The sequence below is a fragment of the Lysinibacillus sp. OL1 genome (genome assembly GCF_004332175.1).
In the GTDB taxonomy this organism is placed as follows: Bacteria; Bacillota; Bacilli; order Bacillales_A; family Planococcaceae; genus Lysinibacillus; species Lysinibacillus capsici.
This window is the reverse complement of record NZ_SJDS01000009.1, coordinates 1-23,203: the sequence shown is the minus strand read 5'-3', so window position 1 is coordinate 23,203 and position 23,203 is coordinate 1. Positions and strand designations below refer to the sequence as shown.

General features: G+C 37.7%; 22 protein-coding genes. 18 read left to right on the top strand and 4 right to left on the bottom strand.

The genetic code is table 11. The features are described from left to right. Positions 1-33 precede the first annotated feature (33 nt). Both EW028_RS16055 and EW028_RS16050 read right to left on the bottom strand, forming a co-directional pair. A complete protein-coding gene (locus EW028_RS16055; protein ID WP_131521601.1) occupies positions 34-1,719 on the bottom strand; it encodes a methyl-accepting chemotaxis protein in 1,686 nt (561 codons plus the stop codon). A 254-nt stretch (positions 1,720-1,973) separates the two neighbouring features. Continuing rightward, positions 1,974-3,671 carry an Rqc2 family fibronectin-binding protein gene (locus EW028_RS16050; protein ID WP_131521600.1) on the bottom strand — a complete coding sequence of 566 codons (1,698 nt, stop codon included), beginning with the start codon at positions 3,669-3,671 and terminating at the stop codon, positions 1,974-1,976. Positions 3,672-3,933: 262 nt separating this feature from the next. Here EW028_RS16050 and EW028_RS16045 point away from each other — a divergent pair, with 262 nt between their 5' ends. From EW028_RS16045 to spoVM, 15 genes are all read left to right on the top strand, one after another. Next, the gene (locus tag EW028_RS16045) at positions 3,934-4,809 is read left to right on the top strand and encodes a YicC/YloC family endoribonuclease (protein ID WP_131521599.1); all 876 of its coding nucleotides are present in this window, start codon (positions 3,934-3,936) and stop codon (positions 4,807-4,809) included. A 43-nt stretch (positions 4,810-4,852) separates the two neighbouring features. Next, on the top strand, positions 4,853-5,470 hold the full coding sequence (gene gmk, locus EW028_RS16040; protein WP_004227379.1) for a guanylate kinase: 618 nt from the start codon (positions 4,853-4,855) through the stop codon (positions 5,468-5,470). A 4-nt stretch (positions 5,471-5,474) separates the two neighbouring features. After that, on the top strand, positions 5,475-5,702 hold the full coding sequence (gene rpoZ, locus EW028_RS16035; RefSeq protein WP_004227380.1) for a DNA-directed RNA polymerase subunit omega: 228 nt from the start codon (positions 5,475-5,477) through the stop codon (positions 5,700-5,702). A gap of 134 nt (positions 5,703-5,836) precedes the next feature. Next, complete coding sequence (gene coaBC, locus EW028_RS16030; RefSeq protein WP_131521598.1) at positions 5,837-6,841, top strand: bifunctional phosphopantothenoylcysteine decarboxylase/phosphopantothenate--cysteine ligase CoaBC; 1,005 nt, start codon at positions 5,837-5,839, stop codon at positions 6,839-6,841. Continuing rightward, positions 6,838-9,249, top strand: coding sequence for a primosomal protein N' (gene priA, locus EW028_RS16025; protein ID WP_131521597.1), 2,412 nt, complete (start codon positions 6,838-6,840; stop codon positions 9,247-9,249). Before coaBC ends, priA begins: the two co-directional genes overlap by 4 nt. An 84-nt stretch (positions 9,250-9,333) precedes the next feature. After that, a complete protein-coding gene (gene def, locus EW028_RS16020) occupies positions 9,334-9,828 on the top strand; it encodes a peptide deformylase (protein WP_131521596.1) in 495 nt (164 codons plus the stop codon). 1 nt (position 9,829) lies between these two features. Then, positions 9,830-10,771, top strand: a complete 942-nt coding sequence (gene fmt / locus EW028_RS16015) for a methionyl-tRNA formyltransferase (protein WP_131521595.1) — start codon at positions 9,830-9,832, stop codon at positions 10,769-10,771. Continuing rightward, a complete protein-coding gene (gene rsmB / locus EW028_RS16010) occupies positions 10,768-12,129 on the top strand; it encodes a 16S rRNA (cytosine(967)-C(5))-methyltransferase RsmB (protein WP_131521594.1) in 1,362 nt (453 codons plus the stop codon). Before fmt ends, rsmB begins: the two co-directional genes overlap by 4 nt. Then, entirely contained in the window at positions 12,129-13,271 is a 1,143-nt protein-coding gene (rlmN, locus tag EW028_RS16005) for a dual-specificity RNA methyltransferase RlmN (RefSeq protein WP_048395368.1), read from the top strand. Before rsmB ends, rlmN begins: the two co-directional genes overlap by 1 nt. A gap of 6 nt (positions 13,272-13,277) precedes the next feature. Beyond that, positions 13,278-14,027, top strand: coding sequence for a Stp1/IreP family PP2C-type Ser/Thr phosphatase (locus EW028_RS16000; RefSeq protein WP_131521593.1), 750 nt, complete (start codon positions 13,278-13,280; stop codon positions 14,025-14,027). Positions 14,028-14,029: 2 nt separating this feature from the next. Further along, the gene (gene pknB / locus EW028_RS15995) at positions 14,030-16,018 is read left to right on the top strand and encodes a Stk1 family PASTA domain-containing Ser/Thr kinase (RefSeq protein WP_131521592.1); all 1,989 of its coding nucleotides are present in this window, start codon (positions 14,030-14,032) and stop codon (positions 16,016-16,018) included. 11 nt (positions 16,019-16,029) lie between these two features. Further along, positions 16,030-16,914 (top strand): ribosome small subunit-dependent GTPase A, encoded by an 885-nt coding sequence (gene rsgA, locus EW028_RS15990; protein ID WP_131521591.1) that lies wholly within the window; start codon positions 16,030-16,032, stop codon positions 16,912-16,914. A 2-nt stretch (positions 16,915-16,916) separates the two neighbouring features. Beyond that, positions 16,917-17,585: a ribulose-phosphate 3-epimerase gene (rpe, locus tag EW028_RS15985; RefSeq protein ID WP_131521707.1), complete on the top strand. Its 669-nt coding sequence runs from the start codon at positions 16,917-16,919 to the stop codon at positions 17,583-17,585. Then, entirely contained in the window at positions 17,582-18,235 is a 654-nt protein-coding gene (locus EW028_RS15980; RefSeq protein ID WP_131521590.1) for a thiamine diphosphokinase, read from the top strand. The genes rpe and EW028_RS15980 overlap by 4 nt, the downstream gene beginning before the upstream one ends. 18 nt (positions 18,236-18,253) lie before the next feature. Then, a complete protein-coding gene (gene spoVM / locus EW028_RS26085; protein ID WP_099805045.1) occupies positions 18,254-18,355 on the top strand; it encodes a stage V sporulation protein SpoVM in 102 nt (33 codons plus the stop codon). A gap of 92 nt (positions 18,356-18,447) precedes the next feature. Here spoVM and rpmB read toward each other — a convergent pair whose 3' ends face one another. Beyond that, entirely contained in the window at positions 18,448-18,636 is a 189-nt protein-coding gene (gene rpmB, locus EW028_RS15970; protein WP_004227417.1) for a 50S ribosomal protein L28, read from the bottom strand. Between the two features lie 186 nt (positions 18,637-18,822). Beyond that, the gene (locus EW028_RS15965; RefSeq protein ID WP_131521589.1) at positions 18,823-19,566 is read right to left on the bottom strand and encodes an IclR family transcriptional regulator; all 744 of its coding nucleotides are present in this window, start codon (positions 19,564-19,566) and stop codon (positions 18,823-18,825) included. 309 nt (positions 19,567-19,875) lie between these two features. On the opposite strand from EW028_RS15965, the gene EW028_RS15960 reads away from it, so the two are divergent. The 3 genes from EW028_RS15960 (at position 19,876) to EW028_RS15950 (ending at position 23,062) form a co-directional block, all read left to right on the top strand. Continuing rightward, complete coding sequence (locus EW028_RS15960) at positions 19,876-20,748, top strand: dimethylarginine dimethylaminohydrolase family protein (protein WP_131521588.1); 873 nt, start codon at positions 19,876-19,878, stop codon at positions 20,746-20,748. Positions 20,749-20,762: 14 nt separating this feature from the next. Further along, positions 20,763-21,524, top strand: coding sequence for a dimethylarginine dimethylaminohydrolase family protein (locus EW028_RS15955; protein ID WP_131521587.1), 762 nt, complete (start codon positions 20,763-20,765; stop codon positions 21,522-21,524). Positions 21,525-21,634: 110 nt separating this feature from the next. Further along, positions 21,635-23,062: an amino acid permease gene (locus tag EW028_RS15950; RefSeq protein WP_131521586.1), complete on the top strand. Its 1,428-nt coding sequence runs from the start codon at positions 21,635-21,637 to the stop codon at positions 23,060-23,062. The last annotated feature ends 141 nt before the right edge of the window (positions 23,063-23,203 follow it).

The window sequence follows — 23,203 nt, the reverse complement described above, 5'->3', positions numbered from 1 at the left end:
TGCATCCCAACTATAAAATGCACTGTTTTCTATTTAAAGTTTAAATTGATTGATTTGATTCTGTAAATCTAAGGACTTTTCACTTAGATCTGCGGCAACTTGGTTTACTTGTTGTACTGTTATAGATTGTTCTCTTGTTGCTGAAGCTACAATTTTTGTATTATCCGCGCTCGTTGAAGCACCATGGGCGATTTCTGCAACGGATGCTGCAACCTGTTCAGCGCTAGCTGAAATTTCTTCAGAGGTAGCTGATATATCTTCTATCTGATCTGTCATCGTATTAATTGCTTTCACAATTCCTTCAAAGGCTTGTCCTGCATGTCCAATGATTTTAACGCCCTCTGTGACAGAATGAAGTCCATCAAAGACAGCTTTTTCTACATTATGTGTATCCTGTTGAATATCTAGGGTTAAGGCAACGATTTGGTTGGCGGATTGTTTTGATTCCTCAGCTAACTTACGAACCTCATCTGCTACTACCGCAAATCCTTTGCCATGCTCTCCAGCTCTAGCCGCTTCAATGGCTGCATTGAGTGCCAATAAATTTGTTTGATCGGTAATGGCTGTAATAACTGCTGTGATCTGACTAATTTCATCTGACTGCTTACTCAATTTTTGAACAAGATTATTAATCGTTTGTGTTGATTCATGGATGACGTTCATTTGTTGCTGAGCTTCTTCTACCGTCTCGTTTCCATTTGTTGCTAATTCAGAAGTTGTTATAGCGTTTTGATGTAGTTGTTGAGTTGCCTCAGCTATTCGTTGAACACCTACAGCCGTTTCATCCATTGCGTGTGCGCTTTCGTTAGCTGCAACTGTAGCTGTCACTGCAGCATCAGCTGTATCATTAATCCGTATTGTAATTTCATCAGCAGTGGCAGTAATTTCTTCAGTTGAGGCAGAAAGTTCCTCTACTGAAGCTGTTAAATGCTCCGCATTGTCCTGTATATGCGTTAATAAATTTTTCAGATTACCCTTCATGGCATTAAAAGATGCTGAAAGCTGACCAATTTCATCTTTTGATTGATGGGTAATATCTGGATGAATTAATTCACCATTAGCTACATGGTTTGCTGCCAGAACGACAGATTTTAAAGGGCGTGAGATTGTTCGTTGTATATAGAAAATAAGGAAAATACCTAGAGCGATACCAATAATGATTGCGATAATGGAAATAAGTTGGGAATTAAACACAGCCTGTTTAGATTCTTTTGTCACAATATCTAGTTGTTCCTTTTGATAGGTTCCAATTTTATCGGATACATCTTGTATACCTTTATTAGCTTGTTGTACTTCACCATTTACCTTCTGCAAAGCACCTTCTAGATTACCAGCTTCAAATAGAGCTATTGCTTCGGTTGCTGCCTTGTTAAAAGTATCATTATAAACTTTTAATTCCTGTGCATATGTTTCCATTTCGGCTGAATTCGATTTTTCAATGATTTCTTCTACATGTGTGTCGAGCATACTTGCATATTTTGAGAAACTCTCTTTGTTAGCAGGTTTGTCTTCGATGATGATGGCACGAATGAAAAGACCTTGCATAGCCATTTCGTATTGAATATCATCTGCTAATTCTACAAGGGCAACATGTCCTTCTAATGCATTTTCAATCTTTTTTTCAATGTTTGAAAATAACAGGAACATAATGAACAAAGAAATGATTAATGTGAGAATAATTGCAAAGAAACCAAAGCTTAATTTTTTACCTACAGACATATAGATACGCCCTTTCCTTAAATGCTCTATAAAATTTTTTATACTTTAATTTAGCGTTTCTCAGTAGTAGAAGTCAATATTCGTTGAAGGAAACAGTGCAGATTATTCATGTGCTTTTATATTGTTATTATAATAAGGAAGATTGTCTGTAAAAATCAATCAAAAGAAGGTTGTTTTCATCGTTTTATAGTACTGATTACGTGTACGCGTTATAAAAAAGAAGAAACCGATACAATTTGTATCGGTTTCTTCCTTTATGACTGTTTCTTTAACTGTAAAATGACTGCCTCATCAGGGTCAATATACAGTGTCTTTTGTTCAAAATAGATGACGAAACCAGGTTTAGCACCATTTGGTTTTTTGACCTGTCGTATTTCGGTATAGTCTACAGGGACAGAAGAGGATTCTCTGGCCTTAGAAAAATAGGCGGCTAATGTGGCAGCTTCTCGCAATGTCGTTTCATCTGGTTCACTTGAATGAATGACAACATGAGATCCAGGAATATCTTTTGTGTGTAACCAAATATCAGTTCGTTTTGCTAGTTTAAATGTCAACATGTCATTTTGTTTATTGTTTTTCCCAACAGAGATTGTTACACCTGTAGAAGAAACATAGCGTTCTGGTTCAGGTTTTGCTTGTTTTTTCTTTTTCTTCGCATGACGTAGTTTTAAGTAACCTTGCTCTGCTAGCTCTTCACGAATTTCCTCAATATCTCCAGGGGAAGCCTGCTGAACTTGCTGAGCTAGCATTTCGAAGTAAGAAATTTCATCAGTTGTTTTTTCTAGCTGCTCTTGAACCATGACTAAAGCATTTTTTGCCTTTGTATATTTTGTATAATAGCTTTGGGCATTTTCAATCGGTGTTTTACGTTCGCTTACTGGAATCGTTATTTCTTCGCCAGTTTCACTATAGTAATTTGTAACAGTAACTTCCTTAACTCCTTTTTCAAAGGCATAGATGTTAGCCATTAATAGCTCACCATATAGTTGGAATTGATCGAGCTTGGAGGCACGTTCATAATCCTTTGTTAATTTTTTTGTTTTTAAAGCTAGTTTATCAATCTCATTTTGTAGCCAGCGCTCTAAATCGCCTGCTTGTTGTTTTACACGATCTCGCTCTGCACGTGCAAAGAATACACGATCAAGAAGCGCATGGACATTAGGATAGATTGTTATATCCCCATCATGCAAGTGCGTTAATTCGATAGGGGAAAAGTATACTTTCTGATTAAAGAGTACGTACATAGGCTTTATTCCACCGTTCGCAAAGGCGGTCATAAAATCCTTGAAACATGCTAGCATATTTGAAGTCGTCTTCATTCGATACAATAATTCTTCCGCGTGAAGAGGTGAAAAGCCAGCTAATTGTTGCACTAGCTCTTTAGAGGTTTTTCCTTCAGCAAAAAATGCTGTTAGTTCTTCATCTGTCACTGTTAAAGGATTCCATTTGTTTTGTGGGGGTGGCGCAATATACGGTTGCCCTGGTAGTACAGTACGGAAGCTATTGACTGAAGGCGGTAGATGTTTTAGGCTGTCAATAATTTTTCCCTGCTCTTGATCAATCAACAGTAGATTACTATGTCTACCCATAATTTCAGCATGTATTTCTCTTACAATTGGATCTCCAATTTCATTTTTACTTTCAATTTCTACTATTATAATGCGATCAAAATCACGCTGTTTTATAGAAGCAATAAAACCACCCTCTATATGCTTACGCAAAAGCATACAAAACATTGGCGGCTCTGCTGGATTTTCAATCACCTGTTCAGTAAGGTGTACACGTGCATAAGAAGAGTGGATGGAAAACAGTAATTTATGATTCTTTCCGTTCGCTCGCACATGTAAAATAACTTCTTGTGCATTAGGTTGATGTATTTTGGTAATCCGACCAGTGACTAGCTGTTGTAGGTCGGCAGTTATTGAATAAGTAAATAAGCCATCAAATGCCATATGAATTCCTCTTTCCAACGATATCAAGCATCTTGGTACTTTCGTATTTTTTTTCTTAATGTATCTGCATTTACTATTTTTAAGCTTCCGCAAATACTCTTTTGGTATGTTTATCATAGCATTTTTTAGGTGAATATTAAAATATAGCTTCAATTGTGGTAGAATTAGCTTTTACTTTATCCAAATTTTTTTGGAGAGTCGTCATAATCGACAAAGCTTATGTTATAATAATCCCAGTATGCAAAGAAAGGTGTGACGAACCTTGGTGCGTAGTATGACTGGTTTTGGCAGAGGTGTCACAACAACTAGAGACTTTCAATTAACCGTGGAAATGCGCTCGGTCAACCATCGTTTTTTAGAAATTAATGCAAAATTTCCGAAAGAATGGCTTGAAGCTGAAATTTTTGCAAAGAAACTAATTACTCAAGCTTTGTCACGCGGCAAAATTGATGTGATGGTATATGTGAAGGACTTAGAGAACGTAGAGCAATCTATTGAGATTAATTGGTCATTAATTGAAGCGTATCGTAAGGCAAAAGAGCAATTAGCAAGTAAAGTACCACTTGAAGAAAAATGGACGATGCAAGAGCTTTTATCGTTAGAGCAGGCACTTGTACAGCAAAAACCCCAGCTTACACCAGAGGATTTGCTCAGTGCTGTTGAACAAGCGATTTCACAAGCAATTGAACAGCTCGTTCAAATGCGTGAGCGTGAAGGGCAAGAATTACAAGAGGTTGTTGTACAATATAAGGAACAGTTAATGGAGCAGGTCAATCAGATTCGTTTGTGTTCTTCACTTGCTGTTGAAAAATATCGTACACGATTAATAGAGCGAATTAATGAAGTTGCAAATGGCACATTGCTAGAAGATCGTTTACTGGCGGAAGTAGCAATTTTTGCAGAACGAGTAGACATCTCCGAAGAGTTAGACAGATTAGATAGTCACTTCAATCAACTGAAGGAAACATTACTTGAAAAGGTTTCGGTTGGGCGTAAATTGGACTTTTTAATGCAGGAAATACATCGCGAGATTAATACGATTGGTTCAAAAAATCAATCTACAGAAGCAGCGGTTGCTGTTGTTCAGGCAAAAACAATTTTAGAAAAGATGCGTGAGCAAGTGCAAAACATCGAATAACTTGCACGTATCTGTTATAAATTAAGGGAGATATAGAGAATAAATGATAAAAGAACGTGGATTATTAATTGTTCTGTCTGGCCCCTCTGGTGTAGGTAAAGGGACAGTGCGAAAAGAATTATTTTCTCAGCCGAATACGAATTATGAGTATTCCATCTCGATGACAACACGAAATCCTCGCGAAGGTGAAGTAGATGGTGTAGACTATTTTTTCAAGACACGTCATGAATTTGAAGTGTTAATTGAACAAGGTGGCTTATTAGAGCACGCTGAATTTGTCGGTAACTATTATGGAACACCATTAGCTTATGTAAATGAAACACTTGATGCAGGTCGTGATGTATTTTTAGAAATCGAAGTGCAGGGTGCAGCACAAATCCGTAAAAAAGCACCAGATGCCTTATTTATTTTCTTAGCCCCTCCAAGTTTAACGGAATTAAAAGATCGTTTAGTTGGACGTGGGACAGAAACAGAGGATATCATTGCCAAACGAATCGCTACTGCAAGTGAAGAGCTTGAAATGATGAGCTTGTATGATTATGTTGTGGAAAATGATGAAGTGACGAATGCCTGTGATCGTATAAATGCGATTATTAAAGCCGAGCATTGTCGTAGAGAACGTGTTGAAAAAAGATATTTGTCAATGTTGAGAGGAGAATAAAACAATGCTATACCCATCAGTAGACGCTTTAAAAAAAGAAATCGATTCAAAATATTCATTAGTGAGCCTTGCTTCTAAACGTGCTCGCCAAATGCAAGAAGAGCAAGACACAGAACGCTTACACAAGTATGTTTCCCATAAATATGTAGGGAAAGCACTTGAAGAAGTAGCGGCAGGTGTACTTACGAAAGTATCACAGGATGAGTCAACTGTGTATGAGGACGAAATCTAACATCATGTAAAGTGCTTTACTATGTTTACAAGCATGTTAGTCTAGTTAGCAGTTGATTTTGATTATACAGAATGCCGAAAGCTCCCAGGGAATCCTTCTTTGGGAGCTTATCGTTTGAAAGGACGACACCTAACATGAATAAAAATATTTTACTTTGTGTTTCAGGCGGGATTGCCGTATACAAGGCTGTGGCACTCGTAAGCAAGCTATCACAAGCAGGAGCCAATGTAAAAGTCATCATGACAGCTTCTGCTAGAAAGTTTGTAAATCCATTAAGTTTTCAAGTGATGTCCAAAAATGATGTTTATTTTGACACGTTTGATGAAAAAGATTCAAGTGTGATTGCTCATATAGACTTAGCAGACTGGGCTGATTTAATTTTAGTAGCGCCTGCTACAGCAAATATAATAGGAAAAATGGCCAATGGTATAGCAGATGATATGATCACAACAACCCTGCTTGCTACGACAGCACCCGTATGGATTGCACCAGCCATGAATGTACACATGTACGACCATCCAGCGGTAAAACGTAATTTGGATAGGCTATTAGCTGATGGCTACAAATTTATTGAGCCTTCCGAAGGGTTTTTAGCATGCGGCTATGTCGGGAAGGGACGTCTAGAGGAGCCAGAAAAAATAACTGCACTTGTTCAAGATTTTTTTTCGGGAAAAACTAAACAACTGACAGATAAAACAGTCATAGTGACAGCAGGTGCCCTGCATGTACCATTGGATGAACAGCATGTAATTAGCCCACAGGCAAATGGAGCCATAGGACGAGCTTTAGCACATGAAGCAAGAATGCTAGGCGCACATGTAATTGAAATAGAAAATTCTAATTTGTTTGATGCTATACAGCAACTAGAAGCTTATAAAATCCAATACCCTCAAGCAATATTAATCCATGCGGCAAATGTGCCGACTATAAAGGAAACGCCGATCATTTCGGTAGAAGGCATAAAAGCGATCACTTTCGGACAAAAAGTGCAAGGAACACCAATGCTTAACATACTTTCTGAAAGTTGGATTGATTTTAGTGAAAAAGCGCAGCTTAACGGACAGTTTTTAGCTACAATGAACCCACAACTTTTTGCTCAGACATTATGGTCTTATATTATAAAGGGTGAGGAACAATGAGCTTTTTGATAGCAGAGATCATTGTAGATGTCTCTACTTACCATGTAGACCGTCCATTTGATTATCAAGTACCTGTAGAATGGGTTAGTGTTATCGAATTAGGAAGTCGTGTTAAAGTGCCATTTGGTCCACGAAATGTCCTGGGTTTTGTTGTTGGATTGAAGAAAGAAACAGATGTACCGTTAAATAAACTAAAGGCAATCAATCAAATTTTAGATATGGAGCCAGTCCTGACAGAAGAGATGTTGCGAATGGCGAAGTGGTTGAAGAACGATACGATTTGCTATGAAATAGATGCCTTACAAGTGATGTTACCATCTGCACTTCGAGCCAAGTATGAAAAAATGATTAAGCTACAACAAGGTCAACAATTGCCACTAGAGGTACAGGCTATATTCGGCAAGCGTCAACGGGCAAATTTTAAAGAATTTGAACGAGCAGGTTTACTACCCCTATTAAAACATTTGGTTGCAGAAAACATTGTTACAATCGAAAATGTTGTCAAGCAACAGGGAAATGTGAAAGAAATTCGAATGGTTCAAATAACAGCAGACCAACAACTTATTGAACATGCTTTAGAGCAGTCATCCAGAGCAGTTAAACAACGGCTATTACTGCAATGGATGTGCCAACACTTAGGAGAGGTTTTTTCTCCTCAACAAATTTGTGATGAAGCAGGGGTCTCTATATCAGTATTAGAGGCAGTAATTGACAAGGGAGCTGCTCAATTTATTCAAGAGGAAGTATTTCGTGATCCATTTACGAAGGAAGTTTCACGTACACAAGCCTTACAATTAACGGGAGAGCAACAGGTTGCTCTCCAAGCTATTACTACAGCTATGGATCAGCAAATAGCGCAAACCTTTTTATTACATGGTGTAACAGGGAGTGGCAAAACAGAGGTTTATTTGCAGGCTATTCAAAAGGTATTAGAAGAAGGAAAAGAAGCCATTATGTTGGTACCTGAAATCTCTTTAACTCCACAAATGACCGAACGATTCCGCAGTCGCTTTGGTGAGCTGGTTGCTGTGATGCATAGTGGATTATCTGTAGGGGAGAAATATGATGAATGGCGTAAAATCCAACAAGGCAAAGTGAAGGTCGTAGTTGGAGCTCGTTCAGCTATTTTTGCTCCCTTTACGAATATAGGGCTTATTATATTGGATGAGGAACATGAATCAACTTATAAGCAAGAAGATTCACCGCGTTATCATGCAAGAGATGTAGCCATCTGGCGTAGCGAATTTTATAACTGTCCTATTATTTTAGGGAGTGCAACACCAGCATTAGAATCATTTGCAAGAGCTAAAAAGGGAGTATATAAGCTACTCTCCTTAAAACATCGTGCTTTACATCAGGCTTTGCCGACTGTTTTTATTGCAGATATGCGTGAAGAGCTGAGACAGGGTAATCGTTCGATGTTTTCCCAATCACTGATTGAAGCAATCCGTTTAAGACTTGAGAAAAAAGAGCAAATGGTGCTGTTTTTAAATCGTCGTGGCTATTCATCATTTGTACTCTGTCGAGATTGTGGAACAGTTGTCCAATGTCCAAATTGTGATATTTCATTAACCTATCATCGAACAACTGAAAAATTGAAATGTCATTATTGTGGTTACGAGGAACATGTTCCTCAAATATGTCCGCAATGTCAAAGTGATCATATTCGTTATTTTGGTACAGGTACACAAAAGGTGGAAGAGGAACTGTACAAGTTGTTTCCTGAGGCAAGAGTATTACGTATGGATGTAGATACTACGAAGCATAAAGGGGCACATGAAGAAATATTGGAGACATTTGGGGCAGGGCAAGCAGATATTTTGCTGGGTACTCAAATGATCGCGAAGGGTCTGGATTTTCCAAATATTACACTTGTCGGTGTACTTAGTGCTGATACATCCTTACATTTACCTGATTACCGCGCAGCAGAGCGAACATTTCAGCTATTAACACAGGTAAGCGGCCGGGCTGGGAGACATGACAAGCTAGGGGAAGTCATCATTCAAACGTATACACCTGAGCATTACGCAATTGAATTAGCTAAAACCCAAGAGTATGAACCATTTTATGAACGTGAGATGTTTTTACGTCGCAGATCCAACTATCCACCTTATTATTTTGTAGCTCTTATTCAATTATCCCATGAAGATGTCATGATGGCTGCTGAATATGCTGGTCGAGTGGCTGATTGGTTACGAGGAAACTTATCGAATCAAGTAGCAATAATAGGACCAACAACTGCGAGTATTGCTCGTCTCCAAAATAGATATCGTTATCAATGTTTGATAAAATATAAAATTGAACCAAATCTAATTCCCGTGTTACAACGTTTACTTGCTATGTATAGAGCAGAGTGGATTAAACAAGGAATATTAATGACGGTAGATTTAGATCCGTCTACTATATAGTTAGCGTGTAAGAATAGCACGATTTTTAATAAAAGTATCAATTAGCTAGTGCACTAGCTTTAAAGCAGAAATGAGGAAATAATAATGGCTATAAAAAAAGTAATTGAAAACCCTGCAAAAGTACTATCAACACCGTGTGCTGAAGTGACAGAAATTAATCATGAAATTATTACATTACTGGATGATTTATATGACACTATGGTGGAATATGATGGCGTTGGAATTGCGGCACCACAAATAGACGTAGGGTTACGGGTAGCAATTGTTGAACTAGGTGAAGAACGTGATATTTTAGAAATGATTAATCCAACTGTCGTTGAAACGGACGGAGCAGAAGTAGATATTGAAGGATGCTTGAGCTTTCCAGGGTTATATGGAGAAGTGGAACGTCCTAGTTATGTCAAAATTGAAGCGTGTGATCGTGAAGGACGTGTTTATGAATTAGAGGCAGGTGGCTTTGATGCCCGTGCGATTTTACATGAAATTGATCATTTAGATGGTGTGCTTTTCGATTCAAAAATCAAGCGTATTGTCACAGCAGAAGAATTAGAAGAAATGTACGCTGAAGAGGAGGAATAAAATGACATCTATCGTTTTTATGGGGACACCTGACTTCTCCGCACCTATTTTGCGTATGCTACATGATGAAGGATATGCTATTAAAGCAGTTGTAACACAACCAGATCGTCCAGTTGGGCGTAAGCGAGTATTAACACCGCCGCCAGTAAAGGCAACAGCTTTGGAACTTGGCTTGCCAATTATTCAACCTGAAAAATTGCGTGGCTCCGAGGAGTTACAGCAGATTCTTGCTTTACAGCCTGATCTAGTAATAACAGCAGCATTTGGACAGATACTACCAAAAGAATTATTAGATGCACCAGCTCTAGGCTGCATTAATGTCCATGCCTCACTATTACCAAAATATCGTGGAGGGGCTCCAATTCACCAAGCCGTCATGGATGGTGAAAAAGAAACAGGAGTAACAATCATGTATATGGCAGAAAAGCTTGATGCGGGAGATATTATCTCTCAAAAAGCAATCCCTATTGAAGAGGATGATCATACTGGTGGACTTTTTGATAAGCTAAGTATGGTTGGCTGTGAATTACTTAAGGAAACACTTCCTTCAATTATAAATGGTACAAATAACCGTATAGTTCAAGATGAAGCACAAGTTACCTTTGCGCGTAATATTTCAAGAGAACAAGAACGGATTGATTGGACCAACGATGCTATTACTTTATACAATCAAGTGCGTGGTCTTCATCCGTGGCCTGTTGCTTATACCACTTTTGAGGATGGTAATTTTAAAATTTGGTGGGCAACGATTGGCAAAAGTAAGCATGAAGCTAATCCAGGTACAGTGGTGGCCATTGCTAAAGATCATTTTGAGGTAGCAGCTAGCAACGGGACAACTTTAGCATTATATGATGTGCAACCAGCTGGAAAAAAGCGTATGACCGCAGAGGAATATTTACGTGGGACAGGTTCTAAATTACAGATTGGGGACCAATTTAAATGAGTAAAAAAAGTGTAGTGATTTGGGATGGCAATGTACGAGATGCCGCATTGTCAATTCTATTAGCAGTTGATAAAAATCAGGCTTATAGCAACTTATTGCTAAATGAAACAATTAAACGACATAAAATTGAAGCAAAAGATCGTGCTTTATTGACTGAAATAACGTATGGAACTTTACAGCATAAAATGACACTTGATTATTACTTAGAGCCATTTATTCGTGGTTCAATTGATCATTGGGTTCGCTGGTTATTAAGAATCTCGTTGTATCAAATCCATTATTTAACACGTATTCCTCCACACGCTGCAGTAAACGAAGCAGTAGAAATTGCCAAGCGTCGAGGGCATCGTGGGATCGCTTCTATGGTCAATGGCATATTAAGATCCGTGTTACGCGGTGGAGTCTCTTCAACAGATGACATAGCAGATCCAATTGAGCGTCTTTCTATAGAAACAAGTCATCCAATGTGGTTAGTTCAAAGATTTGTTGATAACTACGGTCTTGAAGTAGCGACTGAAATGTTGCATGAAAATAATAGACCGCCTGTGCAGACTGTGCGTGTTAATACAACAAAAGCAACTGTTCAGCAAGCAATTGCCGAGTTAGAGGCAGAAGGATTAACGGCTAATCAAAGCGATGTTATACCAGAGTGCTTATACATTACAAACGGTCAACCAGCTCGTACAAAAGCCTTCAAAGAAGGTATAATTACTATTCAGGATGAAAGTTCAATGATACCTGCTAATGTGCTAAAACCAGCTCCAGGTATGCGTGTCTTGGATATGTGCGCGGCACCTGGTGGAAAAACAACACATATTGCCGAAATAATGAAAAATGAAGGGTCTATTTTAGCAACAGACCTTCATCCACATAAATTAGATTTAATCGACCATAATACTGAACGTCTAGGGCTTGATATTGTTGAAACAGCCCCAATAGATGGACGGAAAGCACCAGAATTTTTACAAGCAGCGTCTTTTGATGCTATCTTAGTCGATGCACCATGTAGTGGACTAGGAGTTATGCGACGTAAGCCAGATATTAAGTATACAAAGCGAGAAGAAGATTTAGAAAGTCTTCAAAAAATCCAATTAGCTTTACTTGATGCTGCAACGAAAGTTTTGAAAACAGATGGTAAGCTTGTATATAGTACGTGTACAGTAGACATACAAGAAAACGAAGGCACTGTGAAAGCCTTTTTAACAGCACATCCAGAAATGGAAGCTATACAACTAGAATCTTTACCAACAAAATTAGCGGAAAAGCAAGCTAATGGCATGCTTCAAGTCTTTCCACAAGACTTTGGCAGTGACGGTTTCTTTGTCGCCGCCTTTCGTAAAAAAGGAGAATCCAACTAATGGTGGATCAAGAGAAATTTAATGAACGTATTAACGATTTAGTCGAAGAAGCAGAAGAAAAGCCCGTTCGACGTGTAAAAAAAGAAAAGCCAAATTTAAAAGAATCCATTTATTCATTACAACCTCATCAATTAGAAGAATGGCTAAAGGAAAATGGCGAAAAGCCTTTCCGTGCTGCTCAAATTTTTGACTGGCTGTATAATAAACGTGTAAAGACATTTGAAGAAATGTCAAACCTTTCAAAGGGATTACGCGAAAAACTAACTGCAAATTTTGCATTATCCACACTATCAACCATTATTAAACAAGAATCTAAAGATGGTACCATTAAATTTTTATTCCAATTACAAGATGGCTATTCAATAGAAACTGTGTTAATGCGCCATGAATATGGAAATTCTGTCTGTGTAACAACACAAGTAGGTTGCCGAATTGGCTGTACGTTTTGTGCATCCACTTTAGGTGGTTTGAAGCGACATTTATTAGCAGGGGAAATTGTGGAGCAAGTTGTCAAAGTCCAACAAACATTAGATGAATTGGGCGAGCGAGTATCTCATATTGTCATTATGGGTATTGGTGAACCTTTCGATAACTATGATGCAATGATGAACTTCTTAAAAGTGATCAATCATGAAAAAGGTTTAAATATCGGAGCACGTCATATCACGGTTTCAACATCGGGTATTGTACCTAAAATTTACCAGTTCGCAGATGAACAATTACAAATTAACTTTGCTGTTTCTCTGCATGCGCCAAACCAAGAAGCACGTCAAAAGCTAATGCCAATTGCCCGTGCTTATAAATTGGAAGAATTAATGGAAGCAGTGCGATACTATACAAAAAAAACAGGTCGACGAGTGAGTTTCGAGTATGGACTGATGTCGGGTGAAAATGATTCAGTAGAAATAGCAGAGGAACTATCTGCTTTAATTAAAGGAATTAAATGTCATGTCAACTTAATTCCTGTAAACTATGTACCAGAACGTGATTATGTTCGTACATCTCGTAGTCAAATTTTTGCTTTTGAAAAAACATTAAAGAAAAATGGTATTAACGTAACGATCCGCCGAGAGCAAGGTTCAGATATCGCTGCTGCGTGTGGTCAATTACGTGCACAAGAGAGATCTGAAGAAACGAGGTGACCAGTATTGGAATACACAGTCGAAAGTGATATTGGTTTAAAACGATCCATTAATGAGGACCGTGCTGCATTCTTTAAACGTCCAGATGGGCTTGCACTAGCACTTGTAGCGGATGGCATGGGTGGTCATAATGCTGGTGATGTAGCAAGTGATATGGCAATTCAACAAATGGAATCCTTTTTTTTACAGGCAGACACACATCATTTTGTATCCACAACATCAAAAAAAGAATGGTTATTACAAACAGTTAAGCAATTGAATAAAACAATATATGACTATTCTTTATCACATGAAGACTGTAAAGGAATGGGCACGACATTTATTGCAGTGTTAATCGAAGAACAACATTGCTTCATTGCACATGTGGGGGACAGTCGTGTGTATTATTTCTTTGAAGATGGTGCACAACAAATAACAAGAGATCATTCATATGTGAACGTCTTGGTCGAAAATGGTGAGATAAGCGAAGAAGAGGCTTTGACACATCCAAAGAAAAATTTCATCTTAAAAGCGGTTGGGACAGAGGACACAATCGAACCAGACTTTTATGAAGTAGATTTAGCATCAGAATCGTATTTACTCATTTGTTCAGATGGATTAAGCAATAAACTAACTGTTTATGAAATGGCATCGATCATTACGTATCCAGACTCCATTAAGGAAAAGGGACGTAAACTTGTAGAATTAGCAAATGCCAGCGGGGGAGAAGACAATATCTCCCTCGTGCTATTAACAAAAAGGGATGAGGAGGTGTAAGAATGCTTGTAGGTAAAAGAATTAGTGACCGCTATAAAATTATAGAACTCATTGGTGGCGGAGGTATGTCCAATGTTTATTTAGCACACGATATGATCTTAAATCGTGATGTAGCCATTAAAATATTACGCTATGATTTTTCCAATGAGGATGAATTACATCGACGTTTTCAACGTGAGGCACTGTCTGCTACAAGTCTTACACATCCGAATATTGTTAGTGTTTATGATGTAGGTGACGATGGAGATCTACACTATATTGTGATGGAATATGTTCAAGGAAAAACATTAAAGCAGTACATACAAGAATTTGCACCAATTTCTCCTGCAAGAAGTGTGCATATTATGAAGCAATTAACGTCTGCCATTGCTAATGCCCATGAAAACCATATTATCCACCGTGATATTAAACCGCAAAATATTTTAATGGATGCGGAAGGTAATGTGAAAATTACGGATTTTGGTATTGCCATGACGTTAAGTGCTACATCATTTACTCAAACAAATTCTGTGCTTGGCACAGTGCATTATTTATCACCGGAGCAAGCTCGCGGCGGTACAGCTACAAACAAATCAGATATTTACGCACTCGGTATTGTATTATATGAATTATTAACAGGTGAACTTCCATTTTCTGGTGAATCAGCTGTTTCAATAGCACTTAAGCATTTACAAGCCGAAACGCCTTCTGTCCGTGCTTTTGATGCAACGATTCCCCAAAGCTTGGAGAATGTAGTATTAAAGGCTACTGCCAAAGATTCATCCCATCGTTATACGACAGTGGAAGAAATGTATGAAGATTTGGAAACTGTACTATCACCATCTAGAATCAACGATCCCAAATTTGTCATACCTGTAGATAATGATGTAACGAAGGCTATTCCCATCATTAAAGAGCAGATGCATAAAAAAGACGAAGATTTAACTAAAACAAGAGTTATTGAACCAATTATGGAAGCTAAAGCTCCTTCTCAACCACAACCTAAAAAGCCTGTAGAAAAGCCAGTTCCTGTTAAGGCAAAGAAGAAAAATTGGCCCAAATATGTTGCTGGACTATTCATTGCTATGATTGTCATTTTCTTATTCTTTATTTTTGCAAAAGATTTATTTAGCCCGAAAAAAGTGGCTATACCAGATGTAGCAAATTTAACAATAGAGGAAGCGACAAAAAAATTAGAAGCAGATGGATTTGTTGTTGGTGAAGAGCATCAGGAGCGAAATCATGAGGAAATTGAAAAGGGGAAGGTTATTGAAACGGACCCATCAAAAAATTCATTACGTGAAAAAGGCTCAGAGGTAGATTTAATCGTTAGTTTAGGTGTAGAGATGACGACTGTAGATAATTATGTAGGACAAAATTATAGTCAAGTTGAAGCTTTAATAAAAGGAAAGTATAAAGACGTGGTAAAAGAGGATGTCCCTTCTAATGAGCCAGAAGGAAGTATCATTGAGCAAAGCATCCCTCCAAATTCTGAGGTAGTAGCGAAAGAAGAAACAATCACGTTTAAAGTTAGCCAAGGAGTTAGAATGGTAAGGGTTGAAAACGTTGTAAATTATACGAAAGCGGATATGGATGACTATGTGAAAAGAGTAGGCCTCAATTGGCGTATATCTCGTGAAGAACATCATGAAACCATCCCAGCTGGGAGTGTAATTTCGCAATTGACAAAAGCGGGTACTATGGTAGAGGAAGGTTCTATGATATCGGTTGTAATAAGTAAAGGGCCAGCGAAACAGCCTGATAAACTACGTCTAATACCTGTAGTCATTGAGTATAAACCTACAGAAGAGGGAATAGCTCAAAATATTCGAATTGAAATTCAAGATAAAAATCATACATTGTCTGAACCTGTTGAAGTATTTGAAATTTTAGGTGATACGCCATACAACATTCAGCTTACAATTGAAGATGGCAAAGATGCGAGTTATAGAATAATTCGGGACTCAGAAATAATTTTAGAAGGCAAAGTTCATTATAATGATGTCGATTAAGGAGGAATTGGATGGCGCAAGGCCAAATAAGAAAAGCATTAAGTGGTTATTATTATGTATTTGATGGACATCAACTGATTCAATGTCGAGGACGTGGGGTATTTCGTAATCGTGGCGAATCCCCACTCGTAGGCGATATTGTAGAGTATACAATGGAAACTGAAGGCTCTGATGGGACAATACAAAAGATTTTTGAGCGTCAAAATGAATTAGTACGTCCGCCAATTGCGAATATTGATCAAGGTATTTTGGTGTTTTCCGTAAAGGAACCGAATTTCAATACCATTTTACTGGATCGTTTTTTAGTTGTGTTAGAATCCTTCCATGTACATCCTATTATTTGTTTAACAAAAATGGATTTGCTAGAAAATGATGAACGTGATGAATTACAAAATTATATAGCAGATTATGAAGGCATGGGCTATACAGTTTTGCAAACATATAAAGATGAAGAAGAATTAGTAAAACGATTACGTCCTATTTTAAAGGGAAAAACCACCGTTTTAGCGGGCCAATCGGGCGTTGGCAAATCAACTTTGCTTAATACGCTCATTCCAGAGTTGAACTTAAAAACGGGTATTATCTCCCAAAGCTTAGGACGGGGTAAACATACTACTCGTCATGTTGAACTGATAGAAGTCTGTGATGGTTTATTGGCAGATACTCCTGGATTTAGTTCCTTTGATTTTGACGAAATTGAGAAAGAAGAATTAGGTGTATGTTTTCCTGAAATGGCTAGAGTAGCGGATGATTGTAAATTTAGGGGTTGCTTACACTTGAAAGAGCCAAAATGTGCAGTAAAGGCAGCAGTAGAAGCAGGGGAAATTCGTGACTACCGCTACAAGCATTATGAACAATTTATGCAAGAAATTATGGATCGAAAGCCGAGGTATTAATGATGATACAAATAGCACCATCAATTTTAGCAGCAAATTTTGCAAAGTTAGGTGAAGAAGTAAAGGAAGTAGAGCAAGCAGGTGCACAACTTATTCATATTGATGTAATGGATGGTCACTTTGTGCCGAATATCTCATTTGGTTCCATTGTATTGGATGCTATCCGTCCATTAACGAAGTTACCATTAGACGTGCATTTAATGATAGAAAATCCAGACCAGTATATTGAACTGTTCGCAAAAGCTGGAGCAGATTATATTACGGTACATGTAGAAGCATGCCGTCATTTACATCGAACAATTCAATTAATCCGTTCTTTTGGAGTAAAAGCGGGTGTCGTATTAAATCCACATACACCGATAGACTCAATTCAACACATTTTAGAAGATATTGATATGGTATTATTAATGACTGTTAATCCTGGATTCGGTGGACAAAAATTTATCCATTCTGTTATACCTAAAATTGAAGCATTATCAACATTGATTAAGGAGCGTGGCTTAGATATTGCCATTGAAATTGATGGTGGTATTACTGCTGAAACAATTGTGCCATGTGCACAGGCTGGAGCGACAATTTTTGTAGCTGGGTCAGCTATCTATAGTAAAGAAGATCGAACAGCTGCTCTTCAAGAGATTTTACTAGCTGGAGAGGCAGCGATTAAAGGATGACGACAGTCGTTGTTTGTGCAGGTGGTCCAAAAAATGAGCTATGTTCATTTTCATCGTTTCAGCAACAACAGGATGTTGTGTTTATCGGGGCTGATCGTGGTGCTTTATATTTAATTGAGCAGGGAATTACACCTCATGCCATTGTTGGTGATTTTGACTCTTTAACGGATGAAGAATATCGACAAGTGATGGCACAAACCAATGATCAACAACGTTTTCAAGAAGAGAAAAATGAAACAGATACGGATTTAGCTTTGCTTAAAGCCTATACGTTTGCACCACAAGAAATTGTTCTGACAGGTGTGACGGGTGGGCGTTTAGATCATTACGAGGCAGCTGTTCGTTCTATTTATCGGTTACAAAAAGAGCATCCTCAAATTGAGCTAAAGATAATCAATCATACTAATATGTTGCAATTTTTACTACCAGGTACACATACAATTTATGCGGATGATCGATACCGATACTTGTCTTTTTTTGCTCACGAGGAGCCTATTCAAGATGTAACTTTACGACAAGTAAAATATGAAACAACGAATGAGGAAATTTCCTTAGGAACATCTCGATTTACAAGTAATGAAATAATAGGAACTTCAGGGTCTATATCTTTCTCGCATGGCATATGTTTAATGATAAGAAGCATAGATTAGCGTAAGGGGGAGAGAGTCCTGAAAGTATATACGTTCCAATTGCCGAAATTCGTGAGTAGTATCACGCGTACGTGTATTAACCTATTTAAAAAAGATAAGAAAGTAAAAAAATCCGACTAACACTAGTCGGATTTTTTTACTTTCTTCTAGAATACTAATCAAGAAAAAAATCGATTGCGCTCAATGCGAAATCGATTTTTTAGAAGCAGCGATTAAACGCGCTCGATTTTACCTGATTTTAATGCACGAGCAGAAACCCATACACGTTTTGGTTTACCGTCAACTAAGATACGAACTTTTTGAAGGTTAGCACCCCAAGTACGTTTGTTAGCGTTCATAGCGTGGGAACGGTTGTTACCAGTACGAGCTTTACGTCCAGTGATTACACATTGTTTTGGCATGTTGTATTCCCTCCTTACTGTTGATGCTGAAAGATTATTATTTCAGTTCGGTATTTCACATACCATAATAATTTAACATACGATGGCGTTCAGTGCAACAGTTTTCACATAACCTTTCAAGAAAAAAACCTTTACAGACATAAAACGTTTATGAAAAGTAGAGAAGTTTAATGGGGAATAGTTCTCCTAACCTTTTCCTCGATAACCAAGTTTCAGTGATACACGTCTACCAGTATCAACTAATCGCTCAATTAATGTATTAATATGATCTTGAGAGACATTAAAGTTTACAAAACTAATACTGACTGCTCCTATCACTTCACCAAAACCATCTAAAACAGAGACAGCAATAGAGGAAGTACCTGCAGTTCGTTCTCCGTGACTTATTGCATAGCCTTGTTGTCGAATTTGATGAAGCTGTTCCTCTAATTCGGCCATTTCATCTTTAGTTACTAGTTGCTCTAGTATTTCTTTGGATTGAATCACGGACATTGAGGCAAGTATGGCTTTATTGGCCGCTCCGATATGCATAGGTATGCGAATACCCAACTGATCATAAATACGAATCGGATTTGCTGCACTGTCTATTCGTTCTATAATAATCGTATCTAATCCAGCTGGTTTACTTAAATAAACGCTTTCTTCAACCTCTCTGGCTAATCGTTCTAACTCAGGTCTGATTTTGCTAATATAATCCATCGTATCATACACCTGTAAGCCAAGTTCCATCCATATGGTTCCAAGCCGATAATATTTAGTCTGTTCATCTTGCTCAATCATCCCTTGTTTAATCATGGCTTTTAAAATTCTATGTAAAGTACTTAGCGGTAAATCGCATTTTGTAGAAAGCTCTGAAATGGACAAGCTACTGTCATTTGCATCAGCAGCTAAAACCTTGGCAATTGTCATCGCTCGCTCTAATAATTGCATTTGTCCCACCTCCCTTCATCCTATTTTATTTTTATTCTCCATCTACGTCTAGTTTCAATATTCCCAGAAAAATCAGAAGTCTAAACAAAGGCTTTATTTTAATACACGAAAGCGACAAAAGAATCCTTTTAGGCTTATTTAATAAATGTTTTACGGCTCTTTTTCCAAGGGTGAATGCAAGCTAGATTAAAAGAAAAATTAAAAGTTTTCTAAATATATTGACAGTATAGCATAAAACGAATATATTCTTCATATAAACTTTCCTCTTAACGGAAACGTTTTCCACTACACGGAAAAGAGGTGAAAGGAATGCATTATTGTTCATCAATGTATGCGCCTTTGAAACACGTTATTGTAAAAGATCCAAAAGATGCTTTCCAAAGCCAAACACATCTTAGTAAGGAATGGAAAACATTTAACTACTTATCTGAGCCTAATTATGAAGAAGCTCTAAGCGAATACGTTGAATTTATTGGGATTCTTGAAAGGTATGTTGAGACTATTGAATATCTGCCTAAAGCAGATGAAGTAGGATTAGATTCTCTTTATGCACATGATCCAGTTAAATTCACACCAAATGGTGCCATTATACTGAAATCAGGCAAAAAATTAAGACAACCAGAAGCAGCAGTATACAAGGACTTTTTACGGCAAAAAGGTATACCAATAATTGGTGAACTTACTGGAGAGGCAGTTTCAGACGGTGGAGATATTGTTTGGCTAGATAATCGAACGCTCGTTGTGGGTAGAGGTTATCGAACAAACGATGAAGCCATTCGTCAGTTAAAGGAAATGACAGCCGATATGGTAGATGAATTTATAGTTGTACAACTACCACATGATCTTGGTGAAGCTGAATGTTTACATTTAATGTCTTTCATAAGTATGGTAGACCGAGATTTAGCTGTTGTGCATTCGCGTTTAATGCCAGTATTTTTCAGACAACTGCTAATTGAGCGGGGCATCCAGCTAGTAGAAGTACCTAAAGATGAATACGATTCGTTAGGGTGTAATGTGTTAGCGCTTGCACCGAGGGTATGTGTGATTCCTCAAGGCAACAAAGAAACAAAGCAACAGCTACTTGATGCTGGAGCCACTGTGTACGAATATAAAGGCGATGAAATTACTGTTAAAGGAACAGGTGGGCCGACTTGCCTAACTTGCCCAGTAGTAAGAGGATAAAGGAGAAGATGAATATGTTTAAAAATGTTATTGTTAAAAATCCAGGAAATAGTTTTGTAAACGGTTTAACAACTAGTGATTTAGGAAAGCCGATTTTAGAAAAATTATTTGAACAACATGAACATTATGTAGAGGCTTTAAAAAAATGCGGTGTAGAAGTTACACAATTACCAGCAAATGAAGCATTTCCAGATTCAACATTTGTAGAGGATACAGCTGTATTAACGCCTGAATTTGCTATTATATCGAATCCTGGAGCAGCAGCTCGTAACCGCGAAATTGAAGAAATCGAACCAGCTGTAAAGCAATTCTATGAAAAAATTTACTATATTAAAGGTTCAGGAACACTTGATGGCGGAGATGTACTACAAGCAGAGAAAAAGTTTTACGTAGGGATCTCAGATCGCACAAATGAAGAAGGCGCTCAGCAATTTAAAGAGATTGTTGAACAAGAAGGCTATGAAGCAACTATTATTCCATTAAAAGAATTCTTCCACTTAAAAACTGGAATTGCCTATGTTGGGGAAAATCGTATGGTGTTAGCTGGTGAATTTGTCGATCATCCTGCATTTGAATCTTACGAAAAAATCGTGATTCCTAAAGAGGATGAATATTCAGCTAACTGTATTCAAGTAAATGATTATATTATTATCCCAGCTGGCTATCCAGAAACAAATCGTAAATTACTGGACCTTGGCTATCAAATAATTGAACTTGATATGTCTGAATTTAGAAAACATGATGGTGGTTTAAGCTGTTTATCATTACGTTTTTAAGTAAATCTAACAATACCCAATCAATTTAAAAGAGAAAATTGATTGGGTACTTTCATTCTAGAAAAATCAGAATATTTAATATTTTTACATTATATGGGAAGTAGGGATGGATGTTGAATAAAGGGGATCAGCTTCACAATAATCAATTAAAACGTTCGATGAAAAGTCGTCACTTGTTAATGCTTTCACTTGGGGGGGTAATTGGAACAGGTTTATTTTTAAATGTAGGCTATACCATTAACCAGGCAGGACCCGGAGGTGCACTGATTGGTTACTTATTTGGTGGCTTAATTTTGTTTATGGTCATGAATTGCCTTGGGGAATTGGCTGTTTACATGCCTGTTACAGGCTCTTTCCAAACATATGCAACACGTTTCATTAGTCCTTCAGCTGGTTTTTCATTAGGTTGGATGTATTTTGTCGGGTCTGCTGCCACAGCGGGCGTTGAATTTACGGCTGCAGGTATTTTAATGCAGCATTGGTTTCCAAGTGTACCAATTTGGATATGGTGTGCTGTGTTTATGGTTCTTTTATTTGTCTTAAATGCTTTAACAACGAAGGGCTTTGCTGAAGCAGAGTTCTGGTTTGCTAGTATAAAAGTTGTTGCAGTGATTGCATTTATCATTATTGGTGGAGCGGCAATCTTTGGTTTAATTCCATTAGCAGATCGACCTACCCCACATCTCACAAATTTAGCACCTTCTGGTTTATTCCCAGCAGGTATTACGATTATTTTTGTCACAATGATGAATGTAATTTTTTCTTATCAGGGATCAGAGCTGGTGGGGATTGCAGCAGGGGAGACCGAGAACCCTGAAAAAAATATTCCAAGAGCGATTCGTACGATTCTATTTAGAATCATCGTTTTCTATATTGCTTCCATTATTGTATTATCAGCAATATTCCCAGCATCAGAGCTTGGGCTGATGGAAAGTCCATTTGTCACGTTAATGAATTTAGCTGGTGTACCATATGCCGCTGGTATCATGAACTTTGTTATTTTGACAGCTATTTTATCAGTCGGTAATTCATGTTTATATGCATCAACACGTTTATTATTTTCCATGTCACAAGAGGGGATGGCGCCCAAGTTATTTGGTCGATTAACGAAAAATAAAGTACCTTTAAATGCGCTTATTTTTACGATGGTATTCTCACTCTTATCTTTATTAACTAGTGTTATGGAAGCGGATGCTGTATTTGTATTACTAATGTCGGTAGCAGGTATATCTGTCACAATTTCATGGATGGGGATATGTGCTTCTCAGTTAATGTTCCGTTATCGCTATGTGAAGTCGGGAGGAAATGTGGCTGATCTAAAATTTAAAACACCACTATTCCCGTTGATTCCAGTATTTTGTATAATCTTTTGTGTTTTAATTTTAGTATTTTTAGCGTTTGATCCAACGCAAAGGATTGGTTTACTATACGGGATTGGCTTCTTTATTGCCTGTATGATCTTTTATCAATTGAAATTAAAAAAAGCGGCGACTGCTGCTACAGATAGCAAAAATGAAGAAACACTAGAAGTTCGTTAATCGTACCTCTAACGAAGGGGAGTTAAAGGAGAATTTTATGAATACTTTTATGTGGGATACACCAGAAAAACTACGTGCCCTATTATGTGAGCTTGTGAGCTGGGAAAGCCGAACATTAACGGAGGGCGAAAATAAATTTGC

Bases quoted from the DNA above. Each gene is read 5' to 3' on its own strand.
- EW028_RS16055 (WP_131521601.1), bottom strand. From the start codon at position 1,719: ATGTCTGTAGGTAAAAAATTAAGCTTTGGTTTCTTTGCAATTATTCTC.
- EW028_RS16050 (WP_131521600.1), bottom strand. From the start codon at position 3,671: ATGGCATTTGATGGCTTATTTACTTATTCAATAACTGCCGACCTACAA.
- gmk (WP_004227379.1), top strand. From the start codon at position 4,853: ATGATAAAAGAACGTGGATTATTAATTGTTCTGTCTGGCCCCTCTGGT.
- rpoZ (WP_004227380.1), top strand. From the start codon at position 5,475: ATGCTATACCCATCAGTAGACGCTTTAAAAAAAGAAATCGATTCAAAA.
- coaBC (WP_131521598.1), top strand. From the start codon at position 5,837: ATGAATAAAAATATTTTACTTTGTGTTTCAGGCGGGATTGCCGTATAC.
- priA (WP_131521597.1), top strand. From the start codon at position 6,838: ATGAGCTTTTTGATAGCAGAGATCATTGTAGATGTCTCTACTTACCAT.
- def (WP_131521596.1), top strand. From the start codon at position 9,334: ATGGCTATAAAAAAAGTAATTGAAAACCCTGCAAAAGTACTATCAACA.
- fmt (WP_131521595.1), top strand. From the start codon at position 9,830: ATGACATCTATCGTTTTTATGGGGACACCTGACTTCTCCGCACCTATT.
- rsmB (WP_131521594.1), top strand. From the start codon at position 10,768: ATGAGTAAAAAAAGTGTAGTGATTTGGGATGGCAATGTACGAGATGCC.
- rlmN (WP_048395368.1), top strand. From the start codon at position 12,129: ATGGTGGATCAAGAGAAATTTAATGAACGTATTAACGATTTAGTCGAA.
- pknB (WP_131521592.1), top strand. From the start codon at position 14,030: ATGCTTGTAGGTAAAAGAATTAGTGACCGCTATAAAATTATAGAACTC.
- rsgA (WP_131521591.1), top strand. From the start codon at position 16,030: ATGGCGCAAGGCCAAATAAGAAAAGCATTAAGTGGTTATTATTATGTA.
- rpe (WP_131521707.1), top strand. From the start codon at position 16,917: ATGATACAAATAGCACCATCAATTTTAGCAGCAAATTTTGCAAAGTTA.
- EW028_RS15980 (WP_131521590.1), top strand. From the start codon at position 17,582: ATGACGACAGTCGTTGTTTGTGCAGGTGGTCCAAAAAATGAGCTATGT.
- rpmB (WP_004227417.1), bottom strand. From the start codon at position 18,636: ATGCCAAAACAATGTGTAATCACTGGACGTAAAGCTCGTACTGGTAAC.
- EW028_RS15965 (WP_131521589.1), bottom strand. From the start codon at position 19,566: ATGCAATTATTAGAGCGAGCGATGACAATTGCCAAGGTTTTAGCTGCT.
- EW028_RS15960 (WP_131521588.1), top strand. From the start codon at position 19,876: ATGCATTATTGTTCATCAATGTATGCGCCTTTGAAACACGTTATTGTA.
- EW028_RS15955 (WP_131521587.1), top strand. From the start codon at position 20,763: ATGTTTAAAAATGTTATTGTTAAAAATCCAGGAAATAGTTTTGTAAAC.
- EW028_RS15950 (WP_131521586.1), top strand. From the start codon at position 21,635: ATGTTGAATAAAGGGGATCAGCTTCACAATAATCAATTAAAACGTTCG.